Origin of the sequence: Streptomyces pyxinae (assembly GCF_024756275.1) — a bacterium.
In the GTDB taxonomy this organism is placed as follows: domain Bacteria; phylum Actinomycetota; class Actinomycetes; order Streptomycetales; family Streptomycetaceae; genus Streptomyces; species Streptomyces pyxinae.
In genome coordinates this window covers 73,208-89,925 of sequence record NZ_JANUGQ010000010.1, presented here as the reverse complement: position 1 = coordinate 89,925, position 16,718 = coordinate 73,208, and the positions used below count along the sequence as shown (strand labels likewise).

Below are 16,718 nucleotides of genomic sequence, written 5' to 3'. Positions count from 1 at the left end.
CCCTCAGGGCCGGCCGGGGCCGGAACCGGCCGGGGGCCGGTCCGTCCCGCCGATCCGCACCGCCAGCACACAGGCGTCGTTCTCGCGGGCGGAGGCGCCGAACTCCGCGGCCACCAGCCGGACGCACTCCCGGGCGTCCCGGGCCCGGGCCAGCCGGGGAGCCAGAGCGAGCAGCCGGTTCCGGCCCGCCGTGTCCCGGGTGTCCGGGCCCCGGGTGAGTCCGTCGGTGTGCAGCAGCAGCAGGTCGCCGGGGAACAGCCGGACCTCGGCCTGCTCGTACACCGCGCCCGGCGTCGCCCCCAGCAGTACGCCGTCCGGCCGGGTCAGCGCGCGCCCCGCCCCGCCCCGGAACAGCAGCGGGGCGGGGTGCTCGGCCTGCGCCCAGCTCAGGGTGGCGCCCGCCGGGCTGTACCGGCAGCAGACCGCGCTGCCGAGGACCGGCTGGTCGGACGCCTCCAGCAGCTGGTTGAGGTGGCCCATCAGCGCGCCGGGCGCCGCCCCGGCCACCGCCATCCCGCGCACCGCGCCCAGCAGCGTCGCCATCGCGGAGGTGGCGGGCACCCCGTGCCCGGTCAGGTCCCCGACGCTCAGCAGAGTGTCCCCGCCGGGCAGCCGCAGCGCGTCGTACCAGTCCCCGCCGACCAGGGCGCTGGAGCCGGAGGGCAGGAAGTGCCCCGCGAGGTCCAGCGCCCCCGGGCCGCCGCGCGGGGCCCCCAGCGAACCGCGCCACGGCAGCACCGCCTCCTGGAGCTCCACCGCCGCCCGGTGCTCGGCCTGTTCCCGCTGCTGCCGGCGGCGCAGCGACTCCCGGGACTCCCGTACCGCCCGCTCGCTCCGCCGCAGCTCGCTGACGTCCCGCAGCACCGCCCACATCGAGGCCGTGCCACCGTCGGCGTCGAGCACCGGCTCGCCCATCATGTGCAGGGTGCGCACCCGGCCGTCGGGCCGGACCAGCCGGAACTCCCCGTCGATCGGCTTGCCGTCGATCAGGCACTCCGTCACCATCGCGGTCAGCGGCGCCTGATCCTCCGCGAAGACCACCGAGGGCAGCTCGTCCAGCGACATCGGCCCGTCCTCCGGGGCCCGGCCGAAGATCCGGAACAGCTCGTCCGACCAGCTCGTCTCGTCGGTGAGCAGATTCCACTCGGCGCTGCCCACCCGGCTGAGCAGCGAGCCGGGCGCCGGCCCCACGCCGCTCTCCCCGGGGCCCGTGCCGCCCCCGGCCGGTCCGTCGGCCGGCTCCGCGCGGCCGTCCTCCGGACCGTCCTTGAGCTGTCCGAACTGGGTGCCCAGCTGGTCGAGCTGATGGGCGGCCAGCTCGCAGAGCGCCCGCTGCCAGCGGCCCCGCGGGTCGTCCCCGGCCTCCGCCGCGTCCCGCCGGACGGCGTCCAGATCGCCGCGGAGCCGGCGGGTCTGCGAGATCAGACCCTCCACCGTGCCGCGCTCGGGTGGCTGCGGGGCGGGACGGTCCGCGGAGAGATGGGGCGGCATGTCGTACTCCGATACGGGCGCGGCGGCCGGCGGCCTGGAACGCCGGTCCGACCTCGACTCTGACACAGCGGCCGGGGGGCCGTGAGCCGTTTGGCCACACTCGGACCGGTGGTGCTTCCGGCATATGTCCGAGGCCCCCGGGGCCGCCGACATTCTTCCAGGTGATTCCCGGGTGTTCCAGGCCACCGCCGACGGCCCGGCGCCCCGCCTCGGGGGCCGGCCGGGGACAAAGGCGGCCCTGACCGGCGGCGGGCCCGCTCGTTCGGGGCAGGCCCGTACCCCCGTACCCCCGTACCTTCGGGGCGCACTGCCCCGGGCGGACCCGCGAGAGCGCCGGAACCGGGACCGTGCCGAGCCGGGGCGGGACCGGTGCCGGCCCGGGAGCGTACGGAACCGGAACCGCGCCGCATCGGACGGGTGCGGTGCCGGCCCGGACCCGTACCGAACCGGGCGGGCCCGGTGCCGGCCCGGCCCGTACCGGAGTGAGACAGGGCCGGCACCGGACCGTACGGCACCGACCCGCGGCAGGAGATCAGGACCCGGAGCAGCCGGGCCGCGCCGCCGTGATCACCACACCGGCCGTCGCCGCCCACGTGGACCGCGCCGGAACGGGTACCCGGGACGCCCCGGCGGACCGCCGGGGACGAGAGCCGTCGGAAGGGCGGGCACCGTGAGCACTGAAACCGGCAAGAGGGTCGTCGTCACCGGGGCCACCGGGAACGCCGGCACCAGCGTGGTGGCCGCGCTGGCCGCCGACCCCGGCGTCTCCTCCGTGCTGGGCCTGGCCCGGCGGCGGCCCGCCTGGTCACCGCCGAAGACCGAGTGGGCCGCCGTGGACCTGCGGCGGGAGACCGATCTGGTCGAGCACTTCCAGGGCGCCGACGCGGTGATCCACCTCGCCTGGGCCTTCCGGCCCACCCATGACCCCCGGGCCACCTGGCGCACCAATGTGCTCGGCTCGCTCCAGGTCTTCCGGGACGTGGCGGCGGCCGGGGTGCCGGCGCTGATCCACGCCTCCTCGGTCGGCGCCTACTCGCCCGGTCCGAAGAGCGGCGAGAACGCCGTCGCCGAGTCCTGGCCCACCCATGGCGCCTCCGGGGCCTCCTACTGCCGGGAGAAGGCCTATCTGGAGCGGGTGCTCGACACCTTCGAGCTGCGCCACCCCGGGGTCCGGGTGGTCCGGATGCGGCCGGCCTTCCTCTTCAAGGAGGAGGCCGCCAGCGAGCAGCGGCGGATCTTCGGCGGCCGCTTCCTGCCCGGCCCGCTGGTCCGCCCCGGACTGCTGCCGGCGGTCCCGGACATCCCGGGCCTCCGCTTCCAGGCGCTGCACACCGACGACGCGGCCCGCGCCTACGCGCTCGCCGCCACCCAGGACGTCTCCGGCGCCTTCAACCTGGCCGCCGATCCGCCGCTGGACGCCCACCGGCTCGCCGGGCTGCTCGGCGCCCGGGTGGTCCGGGTGCCGCGCCCGGCCGTCCGCGCCGCCCTGGTCGCGGGGTGGACCCTGGGCCTGGTGCCGGCCTCCCCACAGCTGTTCGACGCGGTACTGCGGCTGCCGCTGATGGACTGCACCCGCGCCCGGGTGGAGCTGGGCTGGCGTCCCGAGCACAGTTCGCTGGACGCGGTGGGGGAGCTGCTGCGCGGGGTGCGGCGCGGCTCCGGCATGGAGACCGAGCCGCTCGCCGGCCACAAGGCGAGCTGACCGCCGGCCTTCGCTCCGCCCTTCCCCCCCGGGGACGACCCGCCCGGCGCCCGGCGCCCGGGACGACCCGACCGGCGCCGGGCCCCGGGAGTCCCGCGCTGCCGGCACCCCGGCCGCCGGTGAACCGGCCGCCCCGAGGGGGGATCCGGCCCCCTCCGGGGGAGCCGGGAGGGCGGAGTGACACGGCCCGGCGCGATGGGCAGACCAGGGAGGAGGGCGGGACGCCCCGGTGTCCCGCCGTACTCCGCCGCCCCGGGGGCCGTCATGCCGGACCGCCGACCACGCGGCCACCGGGCCGACCGGCGCCCCCGGCCGGTGACCGAGGAACTGCTCGCCGCCGTCGACGCCGTGCCGGGCCGGTACGCCGCCCAGCTGCCGCTCACCATCCGCCGGATCTGGTACGCCGCCGTCCGCGACGGCATGCTCGTCCGTGCTTGTCGAGGAGGAGCGCACCTGCGAAGGGCTGGTCGCCCTGCTCGGCATGGCCCGCCGCTCCGGCGGGATCTCCCGGCCGGCGGTCTCCGGCGACGCGGCGGCGGCCGAACCGCTCGCCTGCGAGAGCCCCGCCGCCTTCCGGCGCGCCCGGCTGCCGGCGGCCGAGGGATACCGGCTCGACCACCAGGCGGGGCAGCGGGCCGGGCTGGAGGTCTGGTGCGACACCGGTGGCATGGTGCCGCAGCTCGCGGCGGTCGCCGACCCCTGGGACGTACCGGTGTACGCGGGAACCGGTCTCTCCGCCCGGCGGGCCGCCACCGGGGGCCACGGGGCGGCACGGATCATGGTGATCGGTGACGGGGACCCGGGCGGGGCGCATCTGTTCTCGGCCACCGCCGAGGACGTCACCGCCTTCGCCGCCGCGGACGCCCCCGATGCGGCCCCGCGCTTCGACCGGCTGGCCGTCACCGGGGAGCAGACCGAGCGGTACGACCTGCCGGCGGCCCCGGTGAAGGCCGGTGACCGGCGCTCCTTTCCCGGCACCGCCACCACCCGGGCCGAGGCGCTGCCGCCGGACGCGCCGGCCGCCCTGGGCCGGGAGTCCATCGCCCGCCACCGTGACACCGGCGTCCTCGCCGGCGTACGGGAGCGGGAGGGTGCCCAGCGCCGCCGGCTGCTGGACGAGCTTCCCGACCGACCCCCGTGACCACGGCCCGCGCACAACCCCGCCGCGCCGTCAGGGAGCGGCGCCGCCCTCGGGGAGGCCCCGCAGCCGGTCCAGGCGGCTGATCACCGGGGCCGCCGTCACGCCGTGCAGTATCACGGACACCACCACGGTGAAGGCCACCGCCGCCCACAGCTCCCGCTCCAGACCGCCGAACCCCGCGTGGCCGAAGGCGTACGCCAGATAGAACAGCGAGCCGATCCCGCGCAGCCCGAACACCGCCGTCACGATCCGCTCGCGCCGCCCGGCGGCGAAGCCGAGCTGGGCCGCCCAGCCGGTGAGCGGCCGGACCACCAGCAGCAGGAGCAGCCCGACGGCGGCCGACCGCCAGGTCAGCGCGGCCAGCCCGCCGGCCGCCACGAACCCGCCCAGCAGAAAGAGGAGAACGGCGGTGAGCAGCCGCTCGATCTGCTCGGTGAACTCGTGCAGCACCTTGTGGTAGCCATGGCTGCGCTCGGCGGCCCGGAGCGTGCAGGCCGTGACGAACACCGCCACGAAGCCGTATCCGTGCGCCAGCTCCGTCACCCCGTACGAGAGAAAGGTGGCGCCCAGCGCCACGAACCCCTCCCGGTGCTCGGAGAGCCGGAGCGCCCGCGTCCGGGCCCGGAAGAACATCAGCCCGAGCAGCCGGCCGGTCAGCACCCCGGCGACCAGCCCCACCACGCCCTTGCCCAGCACGTCCGAGAGCACCCAGCCGCCCAGCCACCCCGTCCCGCCGGCACCGGCCAGCGCCACGGCCGCCAGCACGAACGGGAACGCCAGCCCGTCATTGAGCCCCGCCTCGCTGGTCAGGGTGAACCGCACCTCGTCCTCGTCGTGCTCGGAGTCGGTCGGCTCACCCACCCGCACCTCGGCCGCCAGCACCGGGTCGGTCGGCGCCAGCACCGCCGCCAGCAGCAGCGCGGCGGCGAACGGCCAGTCGAGCAGCGCCCAGGCCAGCAGCGCCGTCACCGCCACGGACAGCGGCATGGTGATGCCCAGCAGCCGCCAGGTACCGGCCCAGTTGCGCCACCCGGGCGGCCGGTTGATCGCCAGCCCGGCGCCCATCAGCGAGACGATCACGCACACCTCGGTGGTGTGCTCCACCCAGACCCGGTCGGCCACCGGATCCACCGCCGGCAGCGGCAGTCCGGCGAGATACGCCAGCACCCCGGCCGCCAGAAAGACCATGGGCATCGAGTACGGCCGCCGGAAGACCACCCGGGGCAGCACCGCGGCCGCCAGCGCCCCCACGCCGAGAACGGCGTAGATCACATCGGAGGGCGTCACAGGCCCTCAGCCGGCCGAAGGGGCCGTGGGAACCGTCGTCACCGTCGTGGCCGTGAGGGTGAACACGCCGCCGTCCGGATCCCGCAGGGTCGCCTGGATGCCCGGGTCGTGCGAGACCACCGAGCCGCCGTGCGTCCGGGCCGCCGCCACACAGCGGTCCACGTCCGGCACCGGGAAGTGCACCTGCCAGCGCGGCCGGACCGTCGGGTCCGGCGCCGCCTCCAGCGCCCCGGAGCTCAGCCGCGCCACCGGGTGGCCGCCGCTGCGCAGCACCACCTCGTCCTGCTCGTACACCACGTCGCAGCAGCCGGGCGACTCCGAGGCCCAGTCCAGGACCTCGCCGTAGAAGATGGCGGCCTCGAAGGCGTCCCGGGTGTGCAGCCGCACCCAGGCCGGGGCCGCCGCCCGCCAGGTCTCCCAGCCGGCGTACAGCTGCCCCTCCCAGATGCCGAACACCGCCCCGTCCCGGTCGGCGGCCAGGGCGGCGCGGCCCATGATGAACGCCACCGGGCCCACCGCCACGGTGGCGCTGCGCTCACGGATCCGGGCCGCCGTCTCGTCGGCGTCCCGCACCGCGAAGTAGGGCGTCCACGCCACCGCCACCTGGAGCGACGTGGCCAGCGCGCTGATCCCGGCGACCGGCTTGCCGTCCACGGTCGCCACGGTGAACTCGTCGCCCAGCCGGGCCGGCCGGAACCGCCAGCCCAGCACGGCCGCGTAGAACTCCTGCGCCGCCCGCAGATCGCGGGTCATCAGGTTGACCCAGCAGGGCGCCCCGAACACCGCGCCGCTTGACGTCACCCCGGACGCCGTCGCCGTCGTGCCCGTCTCCGGCCTTCTGTTCATGTGCAAAACCGCCCTGATGTCGCCTTCGCGTGCACCGGCGCGTGCTGCCGCCCGGTGTCCATCCTCGCACTCTTTGCCCCACCGGGCTCGATTCACTCTTCCGTGACGATCATCGTCCGAGGCGCTCCGGTGCCTCTCCCGACATCTCCCGTACCGCTCCGGGTTTGCGACCGCTTACGTCCTGCTCGGCCTGCGCGCCCCGTCACTCGTCCTGTCCGCCCGCATACGCCGCCCGCATACGCCGTCCGCATATGGCCGTCCGCGTACGGCCCCGTCTTCGGACGGGGACACGGCCGCCCGGACGGCCTTCCGGTGTGATCTCTCCCCGGGGCCGAAACGCCGGACCCGAAACGGCCCTCTAGGGTGGCGGACCTGGATGTTCTCCGAGAGGCAGTGATGAGAGAAGGTACCGGCGCACCGAGCGCCACCACCCCCGGACCGGACGGCCCGTACCGCGCCGCGGATCCGGCCGGGCCGGGGGACGCGGAGCATGCCCCGGCCGCCGGCGGGGCGGACGCGCCGGCGGGGGACCGCCGTACGCCGGCCGGCGGGGCTCCCGCACCGCACGGCGGGGAGGGCCGTCCGGAGGACACCGGGGCGGAGCGTCCCGGAGCCGCCGGCGAGAAGCGCCCGGGGGAGACCGCGCCGGTCCGTACCGCCCGCTGGGCGGTCGGCCTGGCCCTGCTGCCGCTGGCCCTGCTCGGGGCCGCGGCCTGGCTCGGCCGGCATGTGCGGCCCAGCGCGGACGAGTGGTGCTTCCTGCCGCAGGTGCGGGACCACGGCATCGGCGGTCTCGTCCACACGTTCTACTTCACCGACAACGGGCGGCTCGCCAACGGCCTGCTGGTCGGCCTCTACGCCAAGTTCCCGGTCGCGGGCCACCAGTGGTTCGGGCTGGTCAGCGGGGTGCTGATGCTGGTCCTGCTCTGGGCGGTGGTGGCCCGTTCGGTGCGCGCCACCGGCTGGACCGCGCCGCGCGGGGTGCCGCTGCTGACCGCGTCCATGATCACCGCGGTCTTCCTGTTCGCCACCCCGAACACCTACAAGACCTTCTACTGGCCCGCCGCCTCGGTCTCGCACACCCTCGCCCCGGTGCTCGCCTGTGCCACCCTGCTGCCGCTGGCCACCGCCCGCGGCCGGCGGGGCCGGGCCACCGCCCTCGCCGTGGTGGTCCTCACCGGCGTCTTCATGGGCACCCTCTCCGAGGAGGTGTCGGTGATCGCCCTGGTGCTGCTCGCCGGGGTGGTCCTCTTCGCCGGCCGGCTCTTCGCCGAGCGGGTGCGGGGCTTTCTGCGGGTCTGGTCGCTGGCCGGCATGGCCGGAGTGGTGATCGGCACCCTGCTGCTGGTCACCTCGCCCGGCTCCCGGAACCGGCGGGAGCGGTACGGGGCCGGCACCACCTCGATGCTCGACCCCGACTCGCTGCTCGCCTCGGCCCGGGGCTGGCTCCAGATCCTGGGCACGGTCCTGACCACCTGGCAGTACCTGGGCGCCGTCGCGGCCGGTGTGCTGCTCGGCCTGCTGGCCCGGCGGCGCGGCGGACCGGCCGCCCTGCTGCCCGGCCGGGGCCCGCTGCTGCTGGGCCTCGGCGCCGCCGCCTTCCTGGTCTGCGGCTACCTCTGCACGGTCATCACCTACCCGGTCTTCGGCGACCGGGTGGTGCACACCGAGCGCACCTGGAACGACTACCTGCTGCTCTGGGTGCTGCTGCTCACCGCCGCGGGCGCGCTCGCCGGACACGCCCTGCGCGCGCGGGTGCCGGGCCCGGGTCCGCTCGCCGTCCGCGTGGCGGCCGCCGCGGTCTGCGCCGTCTCGGTGCTGGGGCTCGCGGTGCCGCTCCAGCACCTGGGCCACGACATGCGGGTGCGGGCCCAGAAGTGGGACCGCCAGGACGCTTATCTGCGCCAGGGGGCGGCCGATGGCGCCCGGGTGCTGCCGTACAGGCCCGTCTCGGTCAGCGGCATGCTGGAGCCGTTCGGCGCGCACGGCAAGCACGTGTGGCCGGCCCGCTGCGTGGCCGACTACTACGACCTGGACCGGGTCACGTACGGGACGCGTCTTCCCTGACCCGCTCCTCCGGCGGTCGCCGTCCCCCGTCCGGGGCGGCGGCCGGCCGGGCGGTGCCGGAGGTGATGGCCCACCGGGCGAGCAGGAACGACAGCGGGGTGACCAGCACCCCGGCGGCGAGCGCCGAGAAGTTCTCGTCCAGGCCGAGACCGCTCACCGCCAGGTGCAGCAGCAGCCCGCTGCCCACCAGGTTGACCGCGCCCGACAGCGGATAGCGGGCGAACCCCCGCCAGGTGGGGCGGGTGCGCAGGGTCACGTACGAGTTGAGCAGGAACGACCCGGTGACACTGACGGCGTACCCCACGGCGTGCGCGGCGAGATAGGGCAGCCAGATGTTCAGCGTGGCGTAGACGCTCCAGTAGACGGCGGTGTTCGCCACGCCGATGGCGCAGAAGACGGCGAACTGCTTCAGATCGGCGCGTCTCATGCCTGCCGCCCCGGTGCCCCGGCGCCCGCCGTACGGGTCTCCCGTGCCCGATCCGGGCCCGTGGCGGGCCGGTCCGTCTCCGTCTCCCGCACCACGTAGTGCGGGCGCCGCTTGGCCTCGTGGTAGATCCGGCCCACGTACTCGCCGATCACCCCGAGGGTGGCCAGCTGGATGCCGCTGAGCGCCACGACGGCGGTGATCAGCGTCGCGTAACCGGGGGTGTCCACCCCGTTGAGCAGCACATTGGCGATGATCCACAGGGCGTACACCAGCGCCGAGAGGAACAGCCACAGCCCGCCGTGGATGGCCAGCCGCAGCGGCCGGCTGTTGAAGGACAGCAGCCCGTCGATGCCGTAGTTGAGCAGCCGCCGGCCGCCCCACTTGGACTGGCCCGCCGCCCGCTCCGCGTTCTGGTAGGCGAAGGTCACCGTGTCGAAGCCGATCCAGGAGAACAGCCCCTTGGAGAAACGATTGCTCTCCGGCAGTGTCAGGACCGCGTCCACCGCCCGCCGGGACAGCAGCCGGAAGTCCCCGGAGCCGTCGGCGATCTCCACGTCCATGAAACCGCGCACCAGCCGGTAGTACGCCCGGCTGAACGCGGTGCGCACGGCCCCCTCGCCGGTCCGGTCGCGCCGCGCCACCACCTGGTCGTAGCCGTGCCGGCGCAGCTCCAGCATCCGGGGCAGCAGCTCCGGCGGGTGCTGGAGGTCGGCGTCCATCAGTACCACCGCCTCGCCCCGGGTCATCCGCAGCCCGGCCAGCATCGCGGACTCCTTGCCGAAATTGCGGCTGAAGGACGTGTACCGGACCCGGGGATCGCCGGCCGCGAGCGCCCGCAGCCGGTCCCGGGTGGGGTCGGCGCTGCCGTCGTCGACGTAGCAGATCTCGAACGTCTCGCCGGTGGGTTCCAGAGCCGCGAGCAGCGCGCCGTGGAAGGCGTCGATCACCTCGCTCTCGTTGAAACACGGAACGACGACCGAAAGGTTGATCATGTGCCTTCTCGCTTCACGCACGCCGGTGGTTCGGTGCGGCGGGCAGATCATCGCACAGTCGCACGGCCGCACAGATGAGATGACGAACCGACCGCCGAGGTTGTCTCCGGGGCCCCCTCATTTTGCCGCGCGGCACGGCGGCCCCCGGGGCACGGCCGGGGCCCGGCGGGGGAGGAGAGCATCCGGCGGCGCACCGGCGGCCGGGACGGCACGCCCGGACGGCACGCACCGGGACGGCACAGGCCGGGAGGGACACACGCCGGCGGGGACACATGCCCGGACGGCACACGCCAGGGCAGCGCATCCCGGGAAGGACACATGCCCGGACGGCACACGCCGGGGCAGCGCGTCCCGGGGCAAGGACACACGCCCGGACGGCACACGCCGGGACGGCCGGAACCACGGGGGTTCCGGCCGTCCCGTACGGCGGCCCGGGAGGCCGGCCGGGTCAGTCGGAGGAACCGTTGCCGGAGGCGACGTTCCCCAGCAGGTGCGAGAGCGCGGCGTCGCCCTTGTCGGCGGTGGAGTTCTCCGTGCAGGTCTGGTTCTGCGTGTCGTTGAGCAGGTCCTGCACACCGATGTTGATGAGCAGGATGTTCTGCACGCTGGCGTCGAGCGGCACGCCGACACAGGGCTTGTTCAGCGAGCCCTGCACCAGCCCGAGCTGCGGACTCTGCGTTCCGCCGGTGACGGTGTTGCCGTAGACCTGCGAGGACCCGTTGCCGTTCTTCGTGGTGGTGCCGTCGTCGTCCGCGGCGGTGGCCGCCGGAGCGCAGACACCGAGAACGACCGCGGCGACGCCGGCGGCGGCGAGAACCTTCTTGATCATGTCCATCCTTCTCCTCGGACGCCCCGTCGGCCGGGTGCGACTCGGTTACAGCCCCTTCCCGCCCCGCCGCGAACGTGTCGGGGCCCTCCGGACACTTCACTCGTCTGCGCCCCGCCGTCCGCCGTTCGCCCGCGACCGCGGCCACCGCGCGGTGGCCGCGAACCGGTGTGAAACATTTCCGCGGGGCCACCGCGTCGTTCGGGTGGAGGGACGGAACGCCTCTCCGCACAGTGAGAAATGGGGAGGGAATGAAACAGTCCCGCGCGGACGGGTTTCTGGAGTTCGCGACCGGTCGCACAGGCCATCTCTTCCGCTCGGCGGTCCTGCTGACGAGCGGTGATGTCCATCTCGCCGAGGACCTGGTGCAGGAGACGCTGCGACGCATGTACGTGGTCTGGGGAGGCCGGCGGCGGATCGACAACCCCGCGGCGTACGCCCAGACCGTGCTGATACGGGAATTCCTGACCCATCGCAGACGCCGGTCGTCCTCGGAGCACCCGCTGGCCGAGCTGCCGGACACGCCCCAGCGTCAGGCGGTCTCCCCGGAGGTGCGCATCTCCCTGCTCCAGGCGCTCGGTGAGCTGGCGCCCAAGGACCGCGCGGTGGTGGTGCTGCGCTATTGGGAGGACCGCAGCGTCGAGGAGACGGCGGCCGCCATGAGCGTCAGCACCGCGGCCGTCCGCACCCGGTCGACCCGCGCGCTGGCCAAGCTGCGCGCGGCCCTCGGAGCCGACCTCGCCGACCTGGTCGCCCCATGAGGGCCCATCAGGAGCCCACGCCGACCGCGCCTCCCATGAATCCGCCCCACGCCCAGAGAGAAGGTGGCCCCCGCATGTCCTCGACATCCCACACCCCCCCGGCCTCCCCTGTGTCGCCCACGCCTGAGGCACCCGCGACGCCCCCGGATTCCCCCACGGCCTTCGAGGCGGAGCTCGCTGAGATGCTCCGCCGGGTCGGCGGGACGTTCGACGGCGACCAGAGCGCCCTGGTGGCGGGTGGTGTGGCCCGGGGCCGCCGGAGCGTACGCCGCCGCCGGGCGGCGACCGCGGCCGCCGGTGCGGCCGTGCTCAGCCTGCTGGGTACCGGCGCCTGGGCCGGCGGACTGCTGGGAGGGGGGAGCGAGGTGGCCCGGCGCACCGACCACGTGGACGGCGGCCGGATACACGAGATCTGGCGGCAGTTGACTCCCGCCGGGACCTTCTCCCAGCAGCGGGAGCTGCCCCGGGGCGCGGGCGAGTACGCGCATGTCTCCTTCGTGTACGACGACGGCAAGGGCGCCGGACTCGTCGAGTTCCGGATGGGCCGGGCGGACGCCCACCGGTCCGCCTCTGGCTGCGAGCGGACCGACCCGCGGTGCCGGGTGCGCACGCTGCCGGACGGCGGCCGGACACGGACCGTCGAGAGCGCCCGGGCCCCCTACACCACCCTCGCCACGAAGTCCGTGCGGAGCGAGCTCATCACCGCCGACGGACACTTCGTCGAGGCCACCGTCTGGAACGCCCCGGACCCGGCCCGGGCCACCGGGACCCGCAAGGCGCCAGTGCTGATGTACGAGATGGACCGGCTCAACGCCCCTGCGTGGCGCCAGGAGCTGGCGCGCTTCCGGCTCGGGGACCCGCTGGCCGGTGAGCCGGCGCTGGACCCCGCCTTTCTCTCCCCGTCCGGGAAGTTCTCCGGCGAACGGCTGGCCACCCTGCTCGCGGGGATGCTGCCCGAACCGGGACACACCGTCGAGCGGGCCCGGGGCACCACCGACCCGCTGGGCCCCTCGGTGGCGCTGCGGTACGACGACGGGCGGGGGGCCGCGCAGGTCACCGCCGAGCTCTACCGGGTGGACCCCCAGGGGTTCTCCGCCCGGCAGGCCGTGAGCTGCCGGGGCATCCCCGACTGCGCGCCGGCCACCCGGCCGGACGGCGGCCGGCTGCGGGTGGACCAGTCCCAGCAGCGCAAAGCCGGCACCGTCCGGCGGGCCTGGGCGGCCACCTATCTCTCCGGCCGGGGCGATCTGGTCCGGATCACCGAACGGAACGCCGCGTCCGAGGCCGGCCCGGCCACCCGTGAGCTGCCGCCGCTCACCACCGAGCGGCTGGCCGCCCTGGCGACCTCGCCGCAGTGGCGCCCCGCGCTGGACGAACTGCCCGCCGCGCCCCGGGAGACCCTCTACGGCCCCACCGCTGGAGGTGCGCGGCTCGAAATGATCCGGAGCGCCCAGGCGGCGGTCCGTCTCCACGCGCGCGACGCGAAGAAGTTCGCCGCCCCGGACTGCGACGGGCCATGTGTCTACCGCACGGTCTGGAACCAGGACGGCCTCGGGCCGGGTGCCGTCGAGGTCTACCTCGGCCCGGAGAGGACCAACCGGTCCGCCGAGCCCCGGCTGACGGTGCGCCAGGAGCCGGTGAAGGGCGGCGGTGACCGGACGGTCCGCTGGGTGTTCACGGGCGCGCGGCCCGGCGGCCGGGAGGTCACCGTGGTGGCGTACAACGCGCCACGGGCCGATGCCGACGCCACGCGGGTCGGCCCGCCGATGAACGTCCCGCTGCTCAAGGCGCTCGCCATGGACCCGGGCTGGAACGCCCCGGACATCGACGGCGCGAAGCCGGCGGCCCCGGGAAGGTCTCCGCAGGGCCGGTAGCCGGCCCCGAGCCGGCCCGCGGCGGGAGCCGCGCGTCATCCGGGGGCCGGTCCGGGCAACCTCCACCCGGTCGTCCGGCGTCCTGGTGGGTGGAGACACCTCCGGGGCCGTCGGCCGTGCCGGGCCGGGTGAGCGGAAGGCGGGAGCCGGGCGCGCGCGGCCCGCCCCCGGTGGCGGGCGGCGGGCGATCCCGGCCATGTGCGGGACGGCGCGTTTGCCTGTGGACGTGCACAGTTGCCATCCGGCAACTTTCGCACTTCGGTCGGTCCGGGCGCGCCGGTGCGAAAGGTGGTGCGCCAGAGCCCATACGGCGTGTCGCACGCGTATGGGAAACCGCCAATGTCAGTGCTGGCCGAGAGCGGGCACTGCCACACGGCAGATGCCGTGGGGACTATGCCGGAGGCAACCGGCCCCAGAGCCGGCCGGACGGGGCGCGTCCGACCACGAAAACCATCACCGGCTGCGCCGTTGCGAACCGGCGCGGACCACACACGCTCCGGCGGGCGGTGAGCGGAATCGCGCCGGAAAGCCCGGCCGCCGAGGGGTCCGGAACCCCTCTGGCCGGGCCGGCGCGACGGGCGGCAGTGTCATCCCCGCACCGATCGGGTGCAGCCCTTCGAACCGAGAGGAGTCCGTCATGCGCAAGATGTTCGCGCTGGCCACTGTCACCGCCGCGAGCACCCTGCTGATGGCCGGCGCCGTGCTTCCCGCCTCCGCCGCCACCACGGGCGCGTCCACCACGACGCACCCGTACACCTGCTCCAACTCCGGCAGCGGGTCGGCCCACGTCGTCACGTGCACCGGCACCATCACCGGCATCGGCAACGTGGTCAAGAACGTGAACCTGAACGTCCAGGACATCAACGTTCTCAGCAACAACGACCTGAACATCCTGGAGACCTCGCTGGAGGACGTGGCCGACGTCAAGGCCGGCACCGCCGTCATCCTCCAGAAGGTCGACCTGGCCGTCGCCACCGTCGACACCTACGTCAACAAGCTCTCCATCCCGATCGACATCTCCAAGGTCCTGGTCGACATCCTCTGACCCGTCCGGACCTGCCCACCGCACCAGGAAGGCCCCGGCCCCGCTTCGAGCGGAGCCGGGGCCTTCCCCCGTGCCGAGCCGTGAGCCCGGGGCGCGGTGGGACCCGCGGTGTTCCCGGAACCACTGGGGCCGGTGGGGCGTCCTGACCGGTGTCACCACCGCCCACCGGAAGGAGACGACACGTGGACGACCGAGGAGCCCGTACCACCCGCCGCTCGCTGCTGGCCCTGGGCGCGGGCACGGCGCTGGCCGCCGGCGCCGCCGGTTCCGCCGTCGCCGCCGGGAGCCGGCTTCCCGGCCGTGCGGAGGCTGCGGGAAGCGGACTCGCCGAAGCCGGGGCCGGACTGCGGAAGCTGGAACGGGAACACGGCGTACGCCTCGGTGTGTTCGCGCACCACACCGTGACCGGTCACACCCTCCGGCACCGGGCGGACGAACGGTTCCCGATGTGTTCCGCCTTCAAGCCCCTCGCCGTGGCCGCCGTCCTCCGCGACCTCGACCACGACGGCACCTTTCTCGCCCGGCGCATCCGCTACACCGAGGCCGACACCGAGAAGGCCGGCTATGCCCCGCTCACCGGGCTGGCGTACAACCTCGCCGACGGCATGACGGTCGCCGCCCTCTGCTCGGCGGCCATCGCCTACAGCGACAACGCCGCCGCCAATCTGCTGATGCGGGAGCTGGGCGGACCGGCCGCCGTCACCCGCTTCTGCCGCTCCACCGGGGACGAGGCCACCCGGCTCGACCGCTGGGAGCCCGAGCTGAACTCGGCCGAACCGGATCGGGTCACCGACACCACCACGCCCCGCGCCATCGGCCGGACCTATCAGCGGCTGGTGCTCGGGAAGGCGCTGGACCCGGCGGACCGGGAGCGGCTGACCGGCTGGCTGCTGGACAACACCACCAGCGGCAAGCGGCTGCGCGCCGGCCTCCCGGCCGGATGGATCCTCGCGGACAAGACCGGCACCGGTGCGTACGGCACCGCCCATGACGTGGGCGTGGCCTGGAGCCCCGGCGGCAGCCCCGTCGTCCTCTCCGTGCTCACCACCCACCGCGACGCCGGCGCCCCGGCCGACGAGGCGCTCATCGCCCGGGTCGCCGCGCTGGCCGCCGGGGCACTGGGGTAGCGGCCGCACCGAAGCTTCCGGGGCCGCCCCCCAGGGAGCCCCCGGGCCGCTCCGCCCCGGGGCCATCGGCGTCGCGGCGCTGCCGGGGCGCCGTCCCGGGACCGCCGGCGCCGCCCGCCGGCCCTCCGCCGCACGCCCCCCCCCGGGGCCCGGCCTGCGAAACCGCCGCCGAGCACGGAGACTGGCGGGGTCCGGCCGGCCCCGTCCGGGAAAGGAACCGCCATGTCGCAACCGAGCGCCTCCGCCGCCCCCTCCGTCGTCGCCGTCACCGGCGCGAGCGGCCAGGTCGGCGGCCGGGTCGCCCGCCGGCTCGCCGCCTCGGGGCTCGCCACCCGCCTGGTCGGCCGGGACCCCGCCCGGCTGCCCGAGCTGCCCGGCGCGGTCAGAGCGGACCCGGCGGAATACGGCGACGGCGAGGCCATGCGCCGGGCCCTGGACGGGGCCGACACCCTCTTCCTGGTCTCCGCCCGGGAGAGCGCCGACCGGGTGCGGGAACACCGGAGCGCGGTGGACGCGGCGGTCGCGGCGGGCGTGCGCCGGATCGTCTATCTCTCCTTCCTCGGCGCGGCCCCCGGGGCGACCTTCACCTTCGCCCGCGACCACTGGCACACCGAACGCCATATCGCGGGCGTGCCCGGCCTCTCGTACACCTTCCTCCGGGACAGCTTCTATCTCGCCGCGCTCCCCGCGATGGCCGGCCGGGACGGCGTGATCCGGGGCCCGGCGGGCAACGGCCGGGTCTCCGCCGTGGCCCACGACGACATCGCGGACGTGGCCGCCGAGGTGCTCCTCGGCACCAGCCACGACGGGCTGAGCTACGACGTGACCGGCCGGGAGGCGATCGGCCTCGCGGACGCCGCCGAGGCGCTGAGCCGGGTGACCGGACGGACCGTCCGCTATCTGCCCGAGACCCGGGAGGAGGCGTACGCCTCACGCGACGGGTACGGCGCGGCGGACTGGGAGGTCACCGGCTGGGTCACCTCCTACGAGGCGATCGCCACCGGCGAGCTGAGCACCATCGCGGACACCGTGCGCCGGCTGACCGGCCATGAGCCGGTCACCCTCGCCGAATATCTGGAGCACCACCCCGAGGCCTACGCCCATCTGATGTGACGGTCGCCCGGGACCGGCG

The 16,718-nt window shown here is 75.2% G+C and carries 14 protein-coding genes; 8 read left to right on the top strand and 6 right to left on the bottom strand.

What is annotated here, in order from left to right; translation table 11 throughout:
* Positions 1 to 3: 3 nt before the first annotated feature.
* Positions 4 to 1,491, bottom strand: a complete 1,488-nt coding sequence (locus NX801_RS13905) for a PP2C family protein-serine/threonine phosphatase (protein WP_258787995.1) — start codon at positions 1,489 to 1,491, stop codon at positions 4 to 6.
* A gap of 670 nt (positions 1,492 to 2,161) precedes the next feature.
* Between NX801_RS13905 and NX801_RS13900 the strand changes: the two genes are divergently transcribed.
* Both NX801_RS13900 and NX801_RS13895 read left to right on the top strand, forming a co-directional pair.
* Positions 2,162 to 3,193 carry an NAD-dependent epimerase/dehydratase family protein gene (locus tag NX801_RS13900; RefSeq protein ID WP_258787994.1) on the top strand — a complete coding sequence of 344 codons (1,032 nt, stop codon included), beginning with the start codon at positions 2,162 to 2,164 and terminating at the stop codon, positions 3,191 to 3,193.
* Positions 3,194 to 3,623: 430 nt separating this feature from the next.
* Complete coding sequence (locus NX801_RS13895) at positions 3,624 to 4,334, top strand: hypothetical protein (RefSeq protein ID WP_258787993.1); 711 nt, start codon at positions 3,624 to 3,626, stop codon at positions 4,332 to 4,334.
* A gap of 30 nt (positions 4,335 to 4,364) precedes the next feature.
* Here NX801_RS13895 and NX801_RS13890 read toward each other — a convergent pair whose 3' ends face one another.
* Together NX801_RS13890 and NX801_RS13885 are read right to left on the bottom strand one after the other, a co-directional pair.
* On the bottom strand, positions 4,365 to 5,621 hold the full coding sequence (locus NX801_RS13890) for a cation:proton antiporter (protein WP_258787992.1): 1,257 nt from the start codon (positions 5,619 to 5,621) through the stop codon (positions 4,365 to 4,367).
* 6 nt (positions 5,622 to 5,627) lie between these two features.
* Positions 5,628 to 6,467 carry a VOC family protein gene (locus NX801_RS13885; protein ID WP_258787991.1) on the bottom strand — a complete coding sequence of 280 codons (840 nt, stop codon included), beginning with the start codon at positions 6,465 to 6,467 and terminating at the stop codon, positions 5,628 to 5,630.
* A gap of 396 nt (positions 6,468 to 6,863) precedes the next feature.
* On the opposite strand from NX801_RS13885, the gene NX801_RS13880 reads away from it, so the two are divergent.
* Complete coding sequence (locus NX801_RS13880; protein WP_258787990.1) at positions 6,864 to 8,534, top strand: DUF6056 family protein; 1,671 nt, start codon at positions 6,864 to 6,866, stop codon at positions 8,532 to 8,534.
* Here NX801_RS13880 and NX801_RS13875 read toward each other — a convergent pair.
* From NX801_RS13875 to NX801_RS13865, 3 genes are all read right to left on the bottom strand, one after another.
* Positions 8,509 to 8,961 carry a GtrA family protein gene (locus NX801_RS13875; protein ID WP_258787989.1) on the bottom strand — a complete coding sequence of 151 codons (453 nt, stop codon included), beginning with the start codon at positions 8,959 to 8,961 and terminating at the stop codon, positions 8,509 to 8,511. The genes NX801_RS13880 and NX801_RS13875 overlap by 26 nt on opposite strands.
* Positions 8,958 to 9,953, bottom strand: a complete 996-nt coding sequence (locus tag NX801_RS13870) for a glycosyltransferase family 2 protein (protein ID WP_309505831.1) — start codon at positions 9,951 to 9,953, stop codon at positions 8,958 to 8,960. The genes NX801_RS13875 and NX801_RS13870 overlap by 4 nt, the downstream gene beginning before the upstream one ends.
* Before the next feature lie 448 nt (positions 9,954 to 10,401).
* Positions 10,402 to 10,782, bottom strand: a complete 381-nt coding sequence (locus NX801_RS13865) for a rodlin (protein ID WP_258787988.1) — start codon at positions 10,780 to 10,782, stop codon at positions 10,402 to 10,404.
* 248 nt (positions 10,783 to 11,030) lie between these two features.
* Between NX801_RS13865 and NX801_RS13860 the strand changes: the two genes are divergently transcribed.
* The 5 genes from NX801_RS13860 (at position 11,031) to NX801_RS13840 (ending at position 16,699) form a co-directional block, all read left to right on the top strand.
* Positions 11,031 to 11,540, top strand: coding sequence for a SigE family RNA polymerase sigma factor (locus tag NX801_RS13860; protein ID WP_258787987.1), 510 nt, complete (start codon positions 11,031 to 11,033; stop codon positions 11,538 to 11,540).
* A gap of 74 nt (positions 11,541 to 11,614) precedes the next feature.
* Positions 11,615 to 13,414, top strand: coding sequence for a hypothetical protein (locus tag NX801_RS13855; RefSeq protein WP_258787986.1), 1,800 nt, complete (start codon positions 11,615 to 11,617; stop codon positions 13,412 to 13,414).
* A gap of 637 nt (positions 13,415 to 14,051) precedes the next feature.
* On the top strand, positions 14,052 to 14,459 hold the full coding sequence (locus NX801_RS13850; protein ID WP_258787985.1) for a hypothetical protein: 408 nt from the start codon (positions 14,052 to 14,054) through the stop codon (positions 14,457 to 14,459).
* 182 nt (positions 14,460 to 14,641) lie between these two features.
* Positions 14,642 to 15,586: a class A beta-lactamase gene (gene bla, locus NX801_RS13845; protein WP_258787984.1), complete on the top strand. Its 945-nt coding sequence runs from the start codon at positions 14,642 to 14,644 to the stop codon at positions 15,584 to 15,586.
* Between the two features lie 222 nt (positions 15,587 to 15,808).
* On the top strand, positions 15,809 to 16,699 hold the full coding sequence (locus NX801_RS13840) for an NAD(P)H-binding protein (RefSeq protein ID WP_258787983.1): 891 nt from the start codon (positions 15,809 to 15,811) through the stop codon (positions 16,697 to 16,699).
* Positions 16,700 to 16,718 lie beyond the last annotated feature (19 nt).